Annotated in this window: 13 protein-coding genes; 8 read left to right on the forward strand and 5 right to left on the reverse strand. The window is 60.2% G+C overall.

Annotated elements, in window-relative coordinates; all coding sequences use genetic code 11:
• The first annotated feature begins 21 nt into the window (after positions 1–21).
• Positions 22–357, forward strand: a complete 336-nt coding sequence (locus RBB81_RS16795) for a cupin domain-containing protein (RefSeq protein ID WP_179586841.1) — start codon at positions 22–24, stop codon at positions 355–357.
• Positions 358–544: 187 nt separating this feature from the next.
• On the opposite strand, the gene eno is transcribed toward RBB81_RS16795, so the two are convergent.
• Positions 545–1,837, reverse strand: coding sequence for a phosphopyruvate hydratase (eno, locus tag RBB81_RS16800; RefSeq protein WP_353073948.1), 1,293 nt, complete (start codon positions 1,835–1,837; stop codon positions 545–547).
• Positions 1,838–2,337: 500 nt separating this feature from the next.
• On the opposite strand from eno, the gene RBB81_RS16805 reads away from it, so the two are divergent.
• Together RBB81_RS16805 and RBB81_RS16810 are read left to right on the forward strand one after the other, a co-directional pair.
• Positions 2,338–3,255 carry a hypothetical protein gene (locus RBB81_RS16805; protein ID WP_179583965.1) on the forward strand — a complete coding sequence of 306 codons (918 nt, stop codon included), beginning with the start codon at positions 2,338–2,340 and terminating at the stop codon, positions 3,253–3,255.
• 150 nt (positions 3,256–3,405) lie between these two features.
• A complete protein-coding gene (locus RBB81_RS16810; protein ID WP_179583967.1) occupies positions 3,406–3,717 on the forward strand; it encodes a helix-turn-helix transcriptional regulator in 312 nt (103 codons plus the stop codon).
• A gap of 150 nt (positions 3,718–3,867) precedes the next feature.
• On the opposite strand, the gene RBB81_RS16815 is transcribed toward RBB81_RS16810, so the two are convergent.
• The 4 genes from RBB81_RS16815 to RBB81_RS16830 all read right to left on the reverse strand — a co-directional run bounded on the left by RBB81_RS16815 (position 3,868) and on the right by RBB81_RS16830 (position 10,601).
• Entirely contained in the window at positions 3,868–6,363 is a 2,496-nt protein-coding gene (locus tag RBB81_RS16815) for a protein kinase domain-containing protein (protein ID WP_353071439.1), read from the reverse strand.
• A 72-nt stretch (positions 6,364–6,435) separates the two neighbouring features.
• Positions 6,436–7,659, reverse strand: coding sequence for an MFS transporter (locus RBB81_RS16820; RefSeq protein WP_353071440.1), 1,224 nt, complete (start codon positions 7,657–7,659; stop codon positions 6,436–6,438).
• A gap of 129 nt (positions 7,660–7,788) precedes the next feature.
• A complete protein-coding gene (locus RBB81_RS16825) occupies positions 7,789–8,043 on the reverse strand; it encodes a hypothetical protein (RefSeq protein WP_183788070.1) in 255 nt (84 codons plus the stop codon).
• Positions 8,044–8,765: 722 nt separating this feature from the next.
• On the reverse strand, positions 8,766–10,601 hold the full coding sequence (locus tag RBB81_RS16830) for a sodium:solute symporter family protein (RefSeq protein WP_353071441.1): 1,836 nt from the start codon (positions 10,599–10,601) through the stop codon (positions 8,766–8,768).
• 340 nt (positions 10,602–10,941) lie between these two features.
• On the opposite strand from RBB81_RS16830, the gene RBB81_RS16835 reads away from it, so the two are divergent.
• The 5 genes from RBB81_RS16835 to RBB81_RS16855 all read left to right on the forward strand — a co-directional run bounded on the left by RBB81_RS16835 (position 10,942) and on the right by RBB81_RS16855 (position 16,076).
• The gene (locus RBB81_RS16835) at positions 10,942–11,337 is read left to right on the forward strand and encodes a response regulator (RefSeq protein WP_179583977.1); all 396 of its coding nucleotides are present in this window, start codon (positions 10,942–10,944) and stop codon (positions 11,335–11,337) included.
• A gap of 68 nt (positions 11,338–11,405) precedes the next feature.
• The gene (locus tag RBB81_RS16840; protein WP_353071442.1) at positions 11,406–13,475 is read left to right on the forward strand and encodes a heme lyase CcmF/NrfE family subunit; all 2,070 of its coding nucleotides are present in this window, start codon (positions 11,406–11,408) and stop codon (positions 13,473–13,475) included.
• Positions 13,468–14,046, forward strand: a complete 579-nt coding sequence (locus tag RBB81_RS16845; RefSeq protein WP_353071443.1) for a cytochrome c-type biogenesis protein CcmH — start codon at positions 13,468–13,470, stop codon at positions 14,044–14,046. Before RBB81_RS16840 ends, RBB81_RS16845 begins: the two co-directional genes overlap by 8 nt.
• Position 14,047: 1 nt before the next feature.
• Positions 14,048–14,341, forward strand: a complete 294-nt coding sequence (locus tag RBB81_RS16850) for a hypothetical protein (protein ID WP_179583981.1) — start codon at positions 14,048–14,050, stop codon at positions 14,339–14,341.
• Between the two features lie 385 nt (positions 14,342–14,726).
• The gene (locus tag RBB81_RS16855; RefSeq protein ID WP_353071444.1) at positions 14,727–16,076 is read left to right on the forward strand and encodes a carboxypeptidase regulatory-like domain-containing protein; all 1,350 of its coding nucleotides are present in this window, start codon (positions 14,727–14,729) and stop codon (positions 16,074–16,076) included.
• Positions 16,077–16,083 lie beyond the last annotated feature (7 nt).

Genomic DNA, 16,083 nt, shown 5'->3' on the forward strand with positions numbered 1-16,083 from the left:
ATTGAAACGCGAGGGTTGACGATGAATGGGCAGCTTCCAGAGGTCATCACGCTGACGGCGGAGTCTTCGTTGCAGGTCGGATACGACAATCATCCGATTGCTAAGATCAATGACCATGTCGTTCGGATTGCCACGATGGTTGAACCTTACTACTGGCATTTCCATCCGAACTCGGATGAGACGTTTCTGGTGGTTGAAGGACGACTTGCCATTGAATTTGAGAGCGGATCGGTCGAGCTTGGTCCGGGACAGTTAGTGACGATTCCTCGCGGGGTTCGTCATCGGACGCGGCCGGTTGGTGGGAGGTCAGTGAACATTACGTTTGAGTTGGCGCAGAGTGAGACGGTTGCGGTTTGATGGTAAAGGTGTGGGAAGGGTGTTGGCGCTGCGGGCAAAATGCGGGGGTCCCTCCGCTGCGCCGCTCACGATGAAACTGTGAGCGGCTTCGGTCGGGATGACGTGGTTTTGGGGTGATGAGAAAAGAACATCCTTAAGTGCTGAGGCAAACCTCATACCTGAAGCACTAGAGGAACCCTCGGAGTACCTATTCGCCGAAGTTGACGGATTCGATGCCGAGGAATTCGGCGGATTGGCCTAGCTCTTCTTCGATGCGGAGGAGCTGATTGTACTTGGCAATGCGGTCGGTGCGGGAGGCAGAGCCGGTTTTGATCTGGCCGGCACCGGTGCCTACGGCGAGGTCGGCGATGAAGGTGTCTTCGGTTTCGCCGCTGCGGTGGGAGATGATGCTGGTGTAACCGAAGCGACGGGCCAGCTCGATGGCTTCGAGGGTTTCGGAGACGGTGCCGATCTGGTTGACCTTGATGAGGATGGAGTTGGCTACTTTTTGCTCGATTCCCTGCTGGAGGCGCTGGGTGTTGGTGACGAAGAGGTCGTCGCCTACGAGTTGGACTTTGTCGCCGAGGACTTTGGTGAGGTGAGCCCAGCCTGCCCAGTCGTCTTCGGCGAGGCCGTCTTCGATGGAGATAATCGGATATTTGTTGACCCAGTTTTCCCAGAAGGCGGTCATCTCTTCGGAGGAGAGCTCGCGCTTGTCGGATTTTTTGAAGATGTATTTGCCGGATGCTTTGTCGTAGAACTCGCTGGAGGCGGGGTCGAGCGCGATGGAGATGTCTTCGCCTGCGGTGTAGCCGGCGAGTTGGATGGCTTCGAGGATGAGGTCGAGGGCTTCGTCGTTGGATTTGAGTGACGGAGCGAAGCCGCCTTCGTCGCCTACTGCAGTGTTGTAGCCCTTTTTCTTGAGAACGCCTTTGAGGGTATGGAAGACTTCGGTGCCCCAGCGGAGGGCGTCGGAGAAAGTTTCTGCGCCGACGGGCATGACCATGAACTCCTGGAAGTCGACGTTGGAGTCGGCGTGCGAGCCGCCGTTGAGGATGTTCATCATGGGCGTGGGGAGGAGGCAGGCGTTGACGCCGCCGAGGTAGCGGTAGAGGGGGAGCTTGAGGGCTTCGGCGCTTGCGCGGGCGACCGCCATGGAGACTGCGAGGATGGCGTTGGCTCCGAGTTTGGATTTGTTCTCGGTGCCGTCGATGTTGATCATGGTCGCGTCGATGAGGCGTTGGTTGCTGGCGTCCATGCCGGTGAGCTCGGGCCCGAGGATGGTCTCGACGTTTTCTACGGCCTGAAGAACGCCTTTGCCGAGATAGTGCTCTTTGTCTCCGTCGCGAAGTTCTACGGCTTCGTGCTCGCCGGTGGAGGCTCCGCTGGGAACGGCGGCGCGGCCTTTGGCTCCGCTATCGAGGAGGACGTCGGCCTCGACGGTGGGATTACCGCGGGAGTCCAGAATTTCGCGTGCGTGGATAGAGACGATCTCGGTCATGTTGCTCCTGAAATTTGATTGGCTTGGTGCTGCGGAATGTTGGGCTACGATGCGATGGTTCAAGCGTTCGTTGAGCTTTGGGCGGCGGTCGACCGGGAGGGTGTTGCCGCCGGCAAGGGTGATGGATTCGACCAGCTTTGCGTCCGATGGGCTCACCTGTCGGATTCTAGCAAAGGGATGGGAGGGTTGTTGGAACGGGGATGAATTGGCGGACAATGTGTGATTGCAAGTAGAAGCAACCGCAAAGGCAACAGCAGAGGCGAAATGCGGGGGTCCCTCCACTGCGGCGACAAGTGCGTCGCCTTCGGTCGGGATGACGCGATTTTGTGTCTGTGAAAAAAGGCGTTGAAGGGCTTATTAGCAGGGTCGGTTCCGGGGTAAGGAATTTGTTCCATTGGGGCGAGGAGAGTTTTATTCTTTGGAGTGATAAGAGTACTGGAAGAATTCAGTGCTCTGAGTGGGCCAAGAGGTTTCACCGAAATTTTCACCGAGGTATCGCTATGAAGATGCACATCACTACCGCCGCTCTCGTTCTTGCTGCTGCTCCCGCGTTTTCTCAGAGTGCGATGACGGGAGTCTCTCATCCTGACTCCGCTGTGATCACGAGCACAGAGGAGACGACTCCGCAGACGCCGATTGCGAAGCCGAGTGCAGATGTGCCGGAGGTTGCTCCTTCGTCGCCGGCGGTGGAGTATGGGCCGTATGTTCCTTACAAGGGCGCAACGGTTGGCGGTTCGAGTGCTGTGGTGAATGAGACTGCGGCGGACGATCCTGATGCGATGATTGTGACGAGTGTGCCGGAGCGTGAAGGCACGTTGCGCGAAGGGACTTTGCTGAAAGTACGGATTGGCGAGACGCTGGCTACAGACAAGACGGTCGCGGGGACGAGATTTTCTGCGACAGTCACGGAGGCAATCGAGAGGAATGGGCGAGTGATCATTCCCGTTGGTTCGATTCTTGAGGGGCGAGTGACGGAGGTTCGCGGCGGACGGCGGATTTCAGGTGCAGCTCTGATGCACCTGGAGACCAATGACGTTACGCTGCCGGATGGAACGCACTATATTGTTCATGCTCAGTTGATCGATACGGGGAAGGGCGAGTTCAATGTGAACAACGAAGGCACGTTGAAGCGGAAGGACCATCCCAAGGAGACATTGGCGATCGTGGGCGGCGTGACTGGCGCGGGTGCGGTGACGGGAGCGATGATCGGCGGCGGCGTGGGCGCTGTGGTGGGTGCGGGTATTGGCGCAGGGGTCAGCACGGTGATGTGGTTGAAGCAGGATCGTCAGGCTACGCTGCCGAAGGATGAGCTGCTGGTGTTTAGCTTGACTACGCCGATGGTTTTGACTCCGCTGAGTGGGTCGCCGCTTAGTAGCTTGAACACGAGTGCGGTTGGTGGGGTGGGAGCTACGCAGTAGTTCGCAGTAGGCCGCTTCGTAGCGATGGTACCGGCGCGTGTGCAAGGGTGTCAGATGCCGCCGAATCCCGGGATTTTGTGCCGTTCTGCGACACGGAGATGTTCTTCAGTAGGCCTGCCGATCTTACGTTTGTGTAAGAAAGGATCTCCCATGGCTGTTTCTATCTCCGGCTCGTTGTCATCTCAATCGACCGTTGCTCCTCCCTCCCCCGCTGAATCGACTCCGACTGAGGTCGTTCATAAACCCGTTTCGGCAACCGGCGACACGGTGAAACTATCGCAGGCTGCACAGGTTCACCAGCTGAAGCAGCAGGGACAGGCGCTCTCTCAAATTGCTTCCAACCTCGGGATCTCGGTAGCGACGGTCGATGGCTATCTGGGTGTGACCGTACCCAAAGCCGCTTCGGTTGCCACTGCGGCTCCAAGTGCAAAGGCGGCCGCTCCAGTACCGACAAAAGAGTAACGAGTTTGTTTTTTGCAGAGACCCGCTTCGAGCATCTTTCCGTTCGCGGCGGAAAGATGCAGATGCAACGGCGTGCTGCGCGCACGGCGCGATCTGCCATCGAGGCTGACGCGCCTTCGGCGCCTTTGATCCGCGCTTGCTGCACGTTTGCTAGTTGCGGACCTGGGCCAGAAGGCGCTTCCAGTTTTTCTGGTTGCGGCGGTAGGATTTTTTTAAGTCTTCTAGGATACGTTCGAAGTCGGCGTGGCCTTTTAGTTTGCGCCAGGCTGGGTTGATGCTGAACCAGGGGTAGTTCTCGTTGCCCAGGTAGATGGCGCGGCGGAGCCAGTGGAGGGCCTCGGACTCGTCGCCTTCGAGGGCGAAGTAGGTGGCGAGGCGGTAGGCCATCTCGCTGTCGGCTTCGGCGGCGGAGAGGGTTTCGTCGACGATGAAGGTAGCGGCTTTTTCGCGTTCGCCGAGCTGGACGTAGCAGAGGGCGATGGTTGGGAAGACGATGCGGAGGGAGGACTCGTCGCGAATGACGTTCTCGAGGGTTTCGATGGCTTTGGGGAGATCACCGGTGCGCATCTGCTGGTAGCCGAGGGAGATTCTGAGGAGCGGCTGGCGGGGTTCGAGGGTGAGGCCCTTTTCGATCTCGTCGGCGGCTAGCTCCATCTGGTTTTGATATTGGTAGACGCGGGCGCGGTGGTTGTAGACCATGGCGGCGTTTGAAGGGTTCATGCGGAGAGAGGCGTTGAACTGCTCGAGGGCCTCGTCGTACATGCCGTCGATGCGGAGGGTCTGGCCGGCGACGAGGCGGACGTTCCAGTCGTTGCCTGCAGTCTGGAGGAGGTTTTCGATGCCGTGGCGGGCAGACTCTTTTTCTCCGCGAGAGAGGAGCATGTAGACGCGGTAGAGGTTGGCTTCGACGGAGCCAGGGTCGAGCTGAAGGGCTTTGTCGAAGGCGCGGCGGGCTTCGAGGACGTGCATCTGGCCGCCGAGGCCGTGACGGGCGTACTGGAGATGCGTGATGCCGAGGCCGGACCAGCCGGGGGCGTATTTTTCGTCCTGCTTGACGACGTCGGTGAAGAGCTCGCAGGCGCGGTTGAGGTCGTCGCGGCTGCCGGTGCGGGTCATGAAGGAGGAGAGGACGGCGCGGGCCTGGAGGTACTGCTCGGAGAGGGCCTGGTTGAGCGAGGGCGCGGAGAGTGAGGCAACGCGGCTGGTTTCGTGTGGGGCGAGATCGCCGAAGCCCTGGAGGGTGCCGAAGACCTCGTTGCATATCTCTGATTGGACGGAGACGAGATCGAAGGAGGCTACGTTGATGGAGCCGCCGGCGCGGACGCTCTGGTTGGGGACGTCGAGGAGCTGCCAGTTGAGGTCGAAGCCTTTGTCGGAGCGGAGGAAGTTGCCGGCGAGGACGAAGTTGACGAGGAGTTTTTTGCCGATGCTCAGAGGGTCCAGCTGTTGGGTGGGAATGTTCATGAAGGAGCTCGACGGGCGAACGACGAGGGTGGACATGCGGGTGAGACGGGTGGCTATTGCGTCGGCGAGGGCATAGCCGTAGAGGGGGGCGACGTCGGCGGCGCCGAAGTTGACGAAGGGGAGGACGACGATGCTGTTTTGATTGCTGGTGGAGGAGGTGCCGGACTCGCGGAAGCGCTCGGCGAGCATGGAGAGGATGCCGGTGGTGCGCTTTTCTTCTTCGGGTGTGTCGAGGGGGAGACGGGTCTGGTGGGAGGGGCGGATGTTGTCGCCGGGGAGGAGGACGGAGTCGAGCTGCATGGCGCGCATGATGGTCTTGAGCGCGTCGCGGACCTCGGCTGCGGAGCCGAAGCGGGCGGAGGGCTGTTTTTCGAGGCAGCGTAGGATGACGGACTCGAGTTCGATGGGGAGGTCGGGGGCGATGTCGCGGATGGAGGGTGGATCGGCGAACTGGATGGCGCGGATGGACTGGAATTCTGCGGCGTCGGGACGGTGGAAGGGGTGGCGGCCGGTGGCGAGCTCGTAGAGGATGAGGCCGAGGGCGAAGATATCGGACTGGACGCTGGACTGGCCGGTGACGAACTGCTCGGGGGCCATGTAGGCGATGGTGCCGCCGCGGGCGGTGTAGGTGGCTCCGGCGATCGGGGTGCGCTTGTTGACGGGGCCGCCGGGGTCGAACTCGGTCTGGTCGGGGCGGAGGCGGCGGGCGAGGCCGAAGTCGAGGATCTTGATGAGACCGCCGTCGGTGAGCATGACGTTGGCGGGCTTGAGGTCGCGATGGAAGATGCCGAGGTTGTGGGCGGCGGAGAGGCCGTCGGAGATTTGGATGCCGGCGGAGAGGACGAGCTGGAGGCTGGCGGGGCCTTCGGCGATGAGCTTGTCGAGGGACTTGCCGGGGATATACTGCATGACGATGTAGGCTTCTTCGCCGTCTCCGCCTTCGGCGGGGGCTTCGCCGACGTCGTAGATGGCGCAGACGTTGGGGTGGTCGATCGCAGAGGCGAGGCGGGCTTCGCGGAGCTGGGTGGCGCGCATCTGCTCGATGGTGAGGTTGCCGCGCTTGAGGAGTTTGAGGACGACGGGGCGCTGGAGAAGCGTGTCCGTGGCCAGAAACACGACGCCGCTACCGCCTGTGCCGATCTTGCGAACGAACTCGTACTGCTTGATCTCGCGGCGCTTCATGGATTGATTATCGCAAGGGGCGAGGTGTGGATGGTTTAGGGAGGGTTATTTGTGAGGGAGATGTGTCCTTTCTTAGCGCTTTCTGGCTGGCTCCAGATTGGGGAGGAGCCACGTGAGGAGGCCGATGGCGGGCAGGTAGGCGCAGAGCTGGTAGACATGGATGATGCTGGTGGCGTCGGCTACTTTGCCGAGGACGGCGGCGCCGATGCCTCCCATGCCGAAGGCGAAGCCGAAGAAGAGGCCGGAGATCATGCCGACACGGCCGGGGACGAGCTCCTGCGCGTAGACGAGGATGGCGGAGAAGGCAGAGGCAAGGACGAAGCCGATGATGACGCTAAGGATGGCGGTCCAGAGCAGATTGGCGTGGGGCAGGATGAGGGTGAAGGGCAGGACGCCGAGAATGCTGACCCAGATGACGTACTTGCGGCCGTAGCGGTCGCCTACGGGTCCGCCGATGAGGGTTCCGGCGGCGACTGCGGCGAGGAAGAGGAAGAGCAGCTCCTGCGAGGTGCGGACGGAGACCTGGAAGCGGCTGATGAGGTAGAAGGTGTAGTAGCTGGTGAGGCTGGCGAGGTAGAAGTACTTCGAAAAGATGAGTGCGATGAGGACTGCGATGGCTCCGATGACTTTGCCGCGGGAGAGATGGGTGTGGGGCGTGGCTTCTTGGCGCTGGTTGGCGGGGGCGTTGGTGTGAGTGGTGCGATACCAGCGGCCAACCCAGATGAGGATGCAGATGGCGAGGAGGGCGGGGATGGCGAACCAGGCCATGCCGATCTGTCCGCGAGGCAGGACGATGAAGGCTGCGAGGAGTGGGCCGATGGCGGAGCCGGCGTTTCCGCCGACCTGGAAGAAGGACTGCGCGAAGCCGTGGCGTCCGCCGGATGCCATGCGGGCGATGCGGGAGGACTCGGGGTGGAAGATGGCGGAGCCGATGCCGACAAAGGAGGCCGCAAAGATGAGCCATCCGAAGGTGGGTGCCACGGCGAGGAGGAGCAGGCCGGCGAGGGTGAAGGTCATGCCGATGGGCAGAGCGAAGGGGCGGGGAGTGCGGTCTCCCAGATGGCCGATGATGGGCTGAAGGAGGGAGGCGGTGATCTGGAAGGTGAGGGTGAGGATGCCGATCTGGGTGAAGTTGAGATGGAAGGAGCTCTTGAGGATGGGGTAGATGGAGGGCAGCAGGGACTGCACCATGTCGTTGAGGAGATGGCAGAAGCTGGCGGCGGTGAGGACGCGCAGCAGGGTCTGCGAGGAGGAGGGTGCGGAGAGTGGGGTGGCTATGGTGGAGGTCTGACCCATGGATTCAAGGGTAGCGTGTCCGGGCAGGCATACGGGTATAGATTTTTTCTATGAAGCCGGATAGTGGGTTGAGAATTATCTCGCGGCGACGAAGTCAGCCTCGGTGATGTCCTATTCGATGTGCATGGATCAGTGGCGGGGACCGGCGGATTTTTCCCAGGGGCGGGGGTTGACGGGGTCGTCCTGCCATTTTTGGCGGCGGCCTACGAGGTACATGATGAGGCCGAAGAGGAACATAAGGATGCCCCAGGTGAGGTTGAGGTTGATGCCCATGGACTTTTCGTAGATGTCGGCGCTGTGGCGGGTGATGAGGCCGTAGACGCTCATGAGGCCTCCGATGAGGAGGAAGATGAGGCCGAGGGGGATGCGGATGTCTAGTCCCAAGATGTGTCCTTTTTGTTGATGGTTTCATTATGCATCGAGGAGGGCGCGGCTCTGGCGTAAATCCCACAAAGGTGGTGCTCCGTTACAACCGGCGGTGTGGGACTATTCTTTGCGCCTCCCCGGAGCAAAAACATGATGCCGAAATGTCCTGAATGTGTGAGTCAAGGTGAAGTGAGACGGTCCCATCGTCATCCACTCGATAAAATCCTCAGCCTGATCTTTCTGTTTCCGTTCCGATGCGATCGTTGCGATTGTCGCTTCTTTCGTTTTCAGAAACCTTCCTATCAGCACGCGGTCCAGAGGTAGATCAGCATCCTGAACCGCAAGGAGCCGTCACCGTCTCCCATCTCCCGAGTGGTTGATGGTGAGGACTCCTGCGGTTGAAGCATCAAGTCCAGCGAGCGACTTTCGGTGCGCGCCTATCTTACACGTATCCTTCGAGGCATCGTTCGCCGTTCGACTTCGCTCAGGGTCAGGATGACGACTGTTCGTGAGTACGATGCCTGAGCGATCGCGGTTGTCTGGTCCCATGTTGCTCCTTTGAGGTGTGGATGGTTGGGAAGTGCAAACGCAGATCCCCTGCGGGGATGACAACAAGAAAAGCAAGCTAAGACAAAATCCTCCGCGGCTTAGGGCCGAAATGAGGCGAGAGACAGCAGAAAAAACACCAGCAGATCCCTACGGGATGACAAACAAAAGAACAAGCAACAGCAGATGCCGGGTTAGGCGAAGACGAGGTTGAGGACGATGAGCATGGCCAGGACGACGATGCCGAGGGTAGCGGGCTTCTGGTACCAGCTGAGGTGGGTGTCGATGGGCTTGGGGGTGAGGGAGTAGACCAGGCCTACGAGCTCGGACTCGGGGCGTGGGGCGGTGGCGAGTGAGACGGCGCTGGTGACGAGCAGGTTGACGGTGAAGGCGAAGATGGCGGTCCAGAAGTTCTGCGCCATGTCGCTGGGGTAGTGGTGGAGGATGGCGATCCAGCCGCCGTGGATGCCGGGGGCCGCGTCTGCGGGGAGGGTGAGGCCGTGGTGGACGAGGGCGGCGCCGGTGCCGGCTAGCAAACCTGTAAATGCGCCGTGGCCTGTGGTCCGCTTCCAGAACATGCCGAGGAGGAAGGTGGCGAAGAGGGGCGCGTTGACGATGGAGAAGACGAGCTGGAGCGCGTCCATGATGTTGTTGAAGTTGGTGACGAGGTAGGCCGCGCCGACGGAGAGGGCGACGCCTCCTATGGTGGCCATGCGACCCATCCAGAGGTAGTGGGCGTCGGTTCCCTTTTTGTTGATGTAGGCCTGGTAGATGTCGTAGGTCCAGACGGTATTGAACGCGGTGACGTTGCCGGCCATGCCGGACATAAAGCTGGCGAGGAGGGCGGTGAGGCCGAGCCCGAGGATTCCGGTTGGGAAGAAGTGGAGGAGCATGACGGGGATGGCGAGGTCGTAGTTATAGACGGGGTTGCCGTGGCTGTCGAGGACGGGCTGGCCGCTGACGGGGTCGGTCTTTTGGGGGATGATGCCGTGGGGATGGGCTTCGTCGAGGGGGATATTTGTGGATCCCACACTTGGCGACGGGGCTGCCAAGGATGGGGCACCCAAGCGTTGGATGGATGCCGGAGTTCCAGCTCCAGCCATGTGGCTGGTGACCGTGACGGCGATGAGGCCGGGGAGGATGACCAGGAAAGGGAAGAACATCTTGGGGATGGCGGCGATGAGGGGGACGCGGCGGGCGGAGACCTCGGAGTCGGCTGCCATGGCGCGCTGGATGACCAGGAAGTCGGTGCACCAGTAGCCGAAGGAGAGGACGAAGCCGAGTCCCATGGCGAGACCGACCCACTCGACGCCGAGGGTGTTGGTGGAGGCGTGGGCCATGCCGCGCCAGGAGTGGGTCATGGTGGCAGGAAGGGTGTGCTTGATTCCCTGCCAGCCGCCTACGTTGCGGAGGCCGATCCAGACCAGAGGGGCGAAGCCGGCGACGATGAGGAAGAACTGGAGAACTTCGTTGTAGATGGCGCTGGTGAGTCCGCCAAGAAAGATATAGCCCAGCACGATAATTGCCGATAGGAAGACTGAGACGTGAAAGACGTAGGCGTCGGGGATGACGCCGTGGAGGAGGCCGAGGGTCTGGATCAAAAGCGCCATGGCGTACATGGAGATGCCGGAGGAGAGCACGGTCATGATGGCGAAGGAGAAAGCGTTGACGGCGCGGGTCTTCTCGTCGAAACGCATGCGGAGGTATTCGGGCACCGATCTCGCTTTAGACCCGTAGTAGAAGGGCATCATGAAGATGCCGACGAAGACCATGGCCGGGATGGCGCCGATCCAGTAGAAGTGGCTGGTGATGATGCCGTACTTGGCGCCTGAGGCGCCCATGCCGATGACCTCCTGGGCGCCGAGGTTGGCGGAGATGAAGGCGAGGCCGCAGACCCAGGCAGGGATGGAGCGGCCGGCGAGGAAGAAGTCGTTCGAGGTGCGCATGTATCGCTTGAGGGCGAAGCCGATGCCCAGAACGAAGACGAAGTAGACCAGCATGATGAGCCAGTCGATGATAGAGAGATTCACGGTAACCCTTGAGGTGCGGCTGGCGTTCGGTGCAGTTTTCGGTTCGGTAGTTCTATGGTACTGGGGCCAACTGTAAATTGTTTTGGTGTTGTCTTCCAAATTTTGTAGGATGTTGAGGGTTTTGGGACATTAAGTCGTAGTGCAGGGCCAAAATGTCGCACGGTTCGCTATTTTTTTCCTAAAGATGGAGATCAAGTACCAACGTTTGACCGAGATAGTGCATCCCACGGCTTGTGGAATTGGTCTGATCACTCTCGCAGCACCGCTAACACAGATTTCTGGAAGAGGTTCTGAATTGGATTTATTGGTGAATTCTCCTTTGGAACAAGCGATCTCTCGAATGCCGGCCACCCTTCTTCTTATTGACGACAATGCTGTACAGGCCGCAACTCGACAGACGATTTTGAAACGGGCCGGGTACTTTGTGATTGCGGCGCTGAGCCCTTCACGGGCACTGGAGCAGATTCAGGGTGGCGAGTTCCCTGCAGAGATACGGTTGGTGATTACCGACCACGTAATGCCGGGAATGAACGGGGCGGATTTTGTGCGGGCTCTGCGCCAGACGAACCCCTCGGTGCCGGTGCTGGTGATCAGCGGGCTGGAAGAGGCGGAGGAGCAGTATGAGGGTTTGAACGTGACCTTTCGGATGAAGCCGCTGCTGCCGGATCATCTGTTGGCGACAGTTCACGGCCTGGTCCGGGATGGGAAGCGCGACTCCGACCTGCTGCCGCAATAGCTCTGTCCGGTAAACGATGCTTTATTGCTGATACGCTCTGCGCTTGAGAGAATAAGGCAGAGGAATCCATGCGACTACATCCTATGCCGGAGTTTGGTAGTTTTACGCTTCTGCTGGCTCTGGCACTGAGCGCCTACACACTGGTGATGGGTGGGATTGCTTTGTGGCGTACGCGCGGGATGGCGGCGGGCGTCGATGGCGGTGCGGGGCGGCTGGGGGAGACGGCGCGGCGGGCGGGGATCTCGAGTTTTGTGGCTCTGAGTTGCGCGGCGTTTGCGCTGGTGTGGGCTTCGTTTACGAACGACTACTCGGTTTCGTACATTCTGCACCATACCAATCGGGATTTGAATGCGGCTTATAAGTTCTCTGCGCTGTGGTCGGGGCAGGAGGGGTCGCTGCTGCTGTGGGCGTGGCTGCTGAGTGCGTATGGATTTGTTCTGCGGATACGGCACAAGGTGGATGTGCGGCTGTCGGCGTTTGCTTCGACGATTCTGGCTGGGATTCAGGTCTTCTTTCTGCTGCTGCTGAACTTTGCGGCTCCCCCGTTTGCGATTCAGCCGGGGCCGGTTGCTACGGATGGGTTTGGGTTGAATCCGCTGCTGCAGTATCCGGAGATGGTGATTCATCCTCCGATGCTTTACCTCGGGTATGTGGGGTTCTCGGTGCCGTTTGCGTTTGCGCTGGGTGCGCTGATGATGCGGTATCCGGGGGAGAAGTGGATTCACATTACGCGGCGCTGGACGATGGTGACGTGGTTGTTTTTGACGTGCGGGATCTTTCTGGGCGCACACTGGGCCTATAGCGTGCTGGGGTGGGGTGGGTATTGGGGCTGGGATCCGGTGGAGAACGCGAGCCTGATGCCGTGGCTGACGGGGACGGCGTTTCTGCACTCGGTGATGATGCAGGAGAAGCGCGGGATGATGAAGAGCTGGAATGTGTGGCTGATCTTCTCGACGTTCATGCTGACGATTCTGGGGACGCTGCTGACGCGGTCGGGGATTGTGAGCTCGGTGCATGCGTTTGCGCAGAGTTCGATTGGGGATTGGTTCTATGGGTTCATCCTGATTGTGTTTGCGGTTTGTTTGTTTACGTTCTTCAAGCAGCGGGATCATTTGAAGAGCGAGAACAGGCTGGAGTCGCTGGTGAGCCGCGAGTCGAGTTTCCTGTTCAACAATCTGATTCTGTTGGCGGCTTGTTTTACGGTGCTGTGGGGGACGCTGTTTCCTGTGCTGAGCGAGTATGTGCAGGGCACGAAGGTCACGATGGGTGCGCCGTTTTATAACCGCGTGAATCTGCCGATTGGATTGTTTCTGCTGTTTCTGACGGGGATTGGGCCGCTGCTGGCGTGGCGTTCTACTTCGCTGCGGTCGATTCGACGGAATTTTATTTTGCCTTCGATCGCGATGGGTGTGGCGTTGGTGGTTTTGCTTGGCGTGGGCGTGAGGCCGTGGCAGGCTGGCGATGATTGGCAGGCTACGCTGTTTTCGCTGGTGACGTTTACGCTGGCGGCTGGGGTGATCACGGCGATTGGGGCGGAGTTTCTGCGTGGAGCGAATGTAGTGGCGACGCAGACGGGTAAGAATCTGCTGGCTTCTACTGTGTTGCTGGTGCGAAGGAATACGCGGCGGTATGGCGGGTATGTTGTTCACTTCGGCATCGTGGTGATGTTCATCGGAATTGCCGGCGGAGCGTTCAACCAGTCGCATGAGCAGGAGATGGGCTTTGGCGATACGTTGAAGTTGGGACCGTACCGGCTGGTGTGTAAGAGCTATACGCAGGACAGCAACCGCAACTACGACACGGAGTATGCGTTGATGGATGTCTTCCGCGGGAGTAAGAAGATTACGCAGCTTGCTCCGGAGAAGCGGTTCTACATTGCGAGTCAGACTTCGTCGACGATGGTGGCGCTGCACTCTACGCTGGCCAGCGATCTGTATGTGATCTATGAGGGGAAGAATCCTGATACCGATCGTCCGATCATCAAGGTGTTTTTGAATCCGCTGATGAACTGGATATGGATTGGGGTTTTGATTGTGGTGGGGGGGACGTTTTTGGCGCTGGTGCCTAACCTTGCTCGGACTGCCGCGCGGGTTGCGGCAGAGACGCCGGTTATTGAGGCTGAGGTTCATCATGTTTGAGGGATTGAGGCAAAGGCTGTCCTGCCGGACGGGCCCACTGCGCGTGGGGCGGCCACTTCGTGACTTGTTTACCCCTTTGGGTGCGGCTCCCGTTGGTCGCTTTCGACGCTTTGCTGGTGCTGGGCTGGTTTGTTTGCTGGCGGTGGTGATGCTGGGGGCTACGCCTGATTCGCGGTTCCAGAAGATGGGGCACGAGATGATCTGCACTTGCGGATGCGGGCAGGTGCTGCTGGAGTGCAATCACGTGGGTTGCCCGGTTTCTCCGGTGATGATTAGCGAGTTGCATTCGGGGATCGATGGTGGGGGGACCGATACCTCGATCTTCAACTGGTTCGAGACTAAGTATGGGGCGACAGTGCTGGCGGCTCCGATTCGCGGGGGATTTGATAACGTCGCCTGGATTGCGCCGATGGCGGTGTTTCTGCTTGCGACGATTGGGACGGGATTTCTGGTGAAGATGTGGTCGGCGCGGTCGGCGCGGTCGGCGCAGCGTCGGGCTGTGAGTGCGGCGGGGACTGTGATGGGTGGCGATGCTGTGCGCGAGCGGATTCGGCGCGAGACGGAGTACTGAGATGGGCATGATTGCGGGTGTGGTGCTGACGCTGGCGTTGTTTGGGTTTATCTTCTGGCCGGAGCGGAATCCTTTTGTGCAGGCGGACAAGACGCGGGTGGACTATCTGCGGGAGCGGAAGGATGTTATTTACGAGAACCTGCGGGATCTGAACTTCGAGTATCTGGCTGGAAAGTATCCGGAGCAGGACTATGCGGAGCAGCGGGCGGGGCTTGAGGATGAGGCGGCGCGGGTGATTGCGGAGATGGATGCGCTGGAGGCTCGTGGGGATTTTGGGCGGCGGAGTCGGGCTTAGGCTGGTTGGTGGCGGCTTCGATGGTTTGGGGCACGGGATTCGTGCGGTGTGGGTGGAAAAGGTTCGAGCGGTGTGAGTGGGCGGAGTTTGTCGGGACCCTTCGCTGCGCTCAGGATGACGGCAAAACCAGGAACGGTGGTGGCAAGGGTGGCGGGTACGGCCTGACGGGCGCGATTCGTGTGGTGTGGTGATTTGGGTGGGTGGGTTCGGGCGGTATGGGTAGGTGGAGTTTGTCGGGATCCTTCGCTGCGCTCAGGATGACGGCAAGGACTAACGACGGCGATTGCGGCGGCGGCTACGGTTCCAATGGTGGCAGCTACGGTTGCAATGGTGGCAGCTACGGTTGCAACTGCGTAGGAATGGGGTTGGTTTGACGTAAACTTGAATGGTGAGATTTTTTTCTTCTTCCCTTCGACGTGTTGTTGTGGCTGCTGCTGTGATGGTGGCGGCGTTTTCCAGCGTTGCAGTTGCCGATTCGATCACCGGCACGGTTACAAATAAGACGACGAACAAGCCTGCGGCTGGCGATGACGTGGTGTTGATTCGTCTGCAGCAGGGTATGCAGGAGGCGACGCGGACCAAGACGGACGCGAAGGGACGCTTCACGCTGGATGTGCCGGCGAACGAGGGTCAGGCGATTCACCTGGTGCGGGTGACGCATGATAAGGCGAATTATTTTCGGCCGGCGCCGCCGGGGACGCAGTCGGTTGAGGTGGATGTTTATAACGCTGCGGCGAAGGTGAAGGGTGTGAGCAGCGAGGCGGACGTGATGCGGCTGCAGACGGATGAGAGCGGGAAGTCGCTGCATGTGGTTGAGAATTTTTTTGTGAAGAATGAGTCGAGTCCGCCGTTGACGCAGTTCAGCGACAGGCCGTTTGAGTTTTATCTGCCGGAGGGTGCGGTGGTGGAGGGGTCGGCGGCGCTGTCTCCCGGTGGGATGCCGGTGCAGGCCTCGCCGGTGCCGCTGGGCGAGCCGAATCACTATGCGTTCATCTTTCCGATTCGTCCGGGAGAGACGCGGTTTCAGATCACGTACAAGCTGCCGTACAGCGGGAGCCTGAAGTTTTCTCCGCGGGTGATGATGCCGACGGACACGATCGCCGTGATGATGCCGAAGAGCATGACGTTCAAGCCGGGGCCTTCTGCACCGTATACGCCGGTGACCGAAGAGACGACGGCGCAGACTTATGTGGCGCGAAGTGTGGCTCCTTCACAGACGCTGGATTTTACTGTGTCGGGTACCGGGCAGATGCCGCGAGATACGAGCGCCGCTGCGACGGCTGGAGAGGGTGGCGCGGAGGCGGGTGCTACAGCGCAGCCTGGTGCGGGCGGTGCGACAAGTGCGGCGGCCAGCGATACGAGGCCGGGTGGTGGGCTGGGGACTCCGCTTGATCCTGAGGGAACGAACGATCCGTGGGCGAAGTACAAGTGGTGGATTCTGGGTGGGCTTGGGCTGGTGCTGGCGGTGGGTGCGGGGGTGATGTTGAAGAACGGGCCGGCGGCTGCGGCGAGTCCGGTCGGCGCGGGGCCAGCGGCTCCTGGTTCCCTGCTGGCAGCGATGAAGGAAGAGCTGTTTGCGCTTGAGACTGATAGGCTGCAGGGCAGATTGACTGAGAGCGAGTATGTTGAGCAGAAGGCTGCGCTTGAGGTGGTGTTGCGACGGGCACTGGCTCGCGGCGGCCCGGGAGGCGATCGGGGTTTAGATACGTCTAATGTGGCGGGACCCGTGGTTTGAGGTGCTG

It is taken from the genome of Tunturibacter gelidoferens, assembly GCF_040358255.1.
Classification (GTDB): Bacteria; Acidobacteriota; Terriglobia; order Terriglobales; family Acidobacteriaceae; genus Edaphobacter; species Edaphobacter gelidiferens.

Excerpts from the sequence above, each read along its gene's own strand:
- RBB81_RS16795 (WP_179586841.1), top strand. The coding sequence starts at position 22 with ATGAATGGGCAGCTTCCAGAGGTCATCACGCTGACGGCGGAGTCTTCG.
- eno (WP_353073948.1), bottom strand. The coding sequence starts at position 1,837 with ATGACCGAGATCGTCTCTATCCACGCACGCGAAATTCTGGACTCCCGC.
- RBB81_RS16805 (WP_179583965.1), top strand. The coding sequence starts at position 2,338 with ATGAAGATGCACATCACTACCGCCGCTCTCGTTCTTGCTGCTGCTCCC.
- RBB81_RS16810 (WP_179583967.1), top strand. The coding sequence starts at position 3,406 with ATGGCTGTTTCTATCTCCGGCTCGTTGTCATCTCAATCGACCGTTGCT.
- RBB81_RS16815 (WP_353071439.1), bottom strand. The coding sequence starts at position 6,363 with ATGAAGCGCCGCGAGATCAAGCAGTACGAGTTCGTTCGCAAGATCGGC.
- RBB81_RS16820 (WP_353071440.1), bottom strand. The coding sequence starts at position 7,659 with ATGGGTCAGACCTCCACCATAGCCACCCCACTCTCCGCACCCTCCTCC.
- RBB81_RS16835 (WP_179583977.1), top strand. The coding sequence starts at position 10,942 with ATGCCGGCCACCCTTCTTCTTATTGACGACAATGCTGTACAGGCCGCA.
- RBB81_RS16840 (WP_353071442.1), top strand. The coding sequence starts at position 11,406 with ATGCGACTACATCCTATGCCGGAGTTTGGTAGTTTTACGCTTCTGCTG.
- RBB81_RS16845 (WP_353071443.1), top strand. The coding sequence starts at position 13,468 with ATGTTTGAGGGATTGAGGCAAAGGCTGTCCTGCCGGACGGGCCCACTG.
- RBB81_RS16850 (WP_179583981.1), top strand. The coding sequence starts at position 14,048 with ATGGGCATGATTGCGGGTGTGGTGCTGACGCTGGCGTTGTTTGGGTTT.
- RBB81_RS16855 (WP_353071444.1), top strand. The coding sequence starts at position 14,727 with ATGGTGAGATTTTTTTCTTCTTCCCTTCGACGTGTTGTTGTGGCTGCT.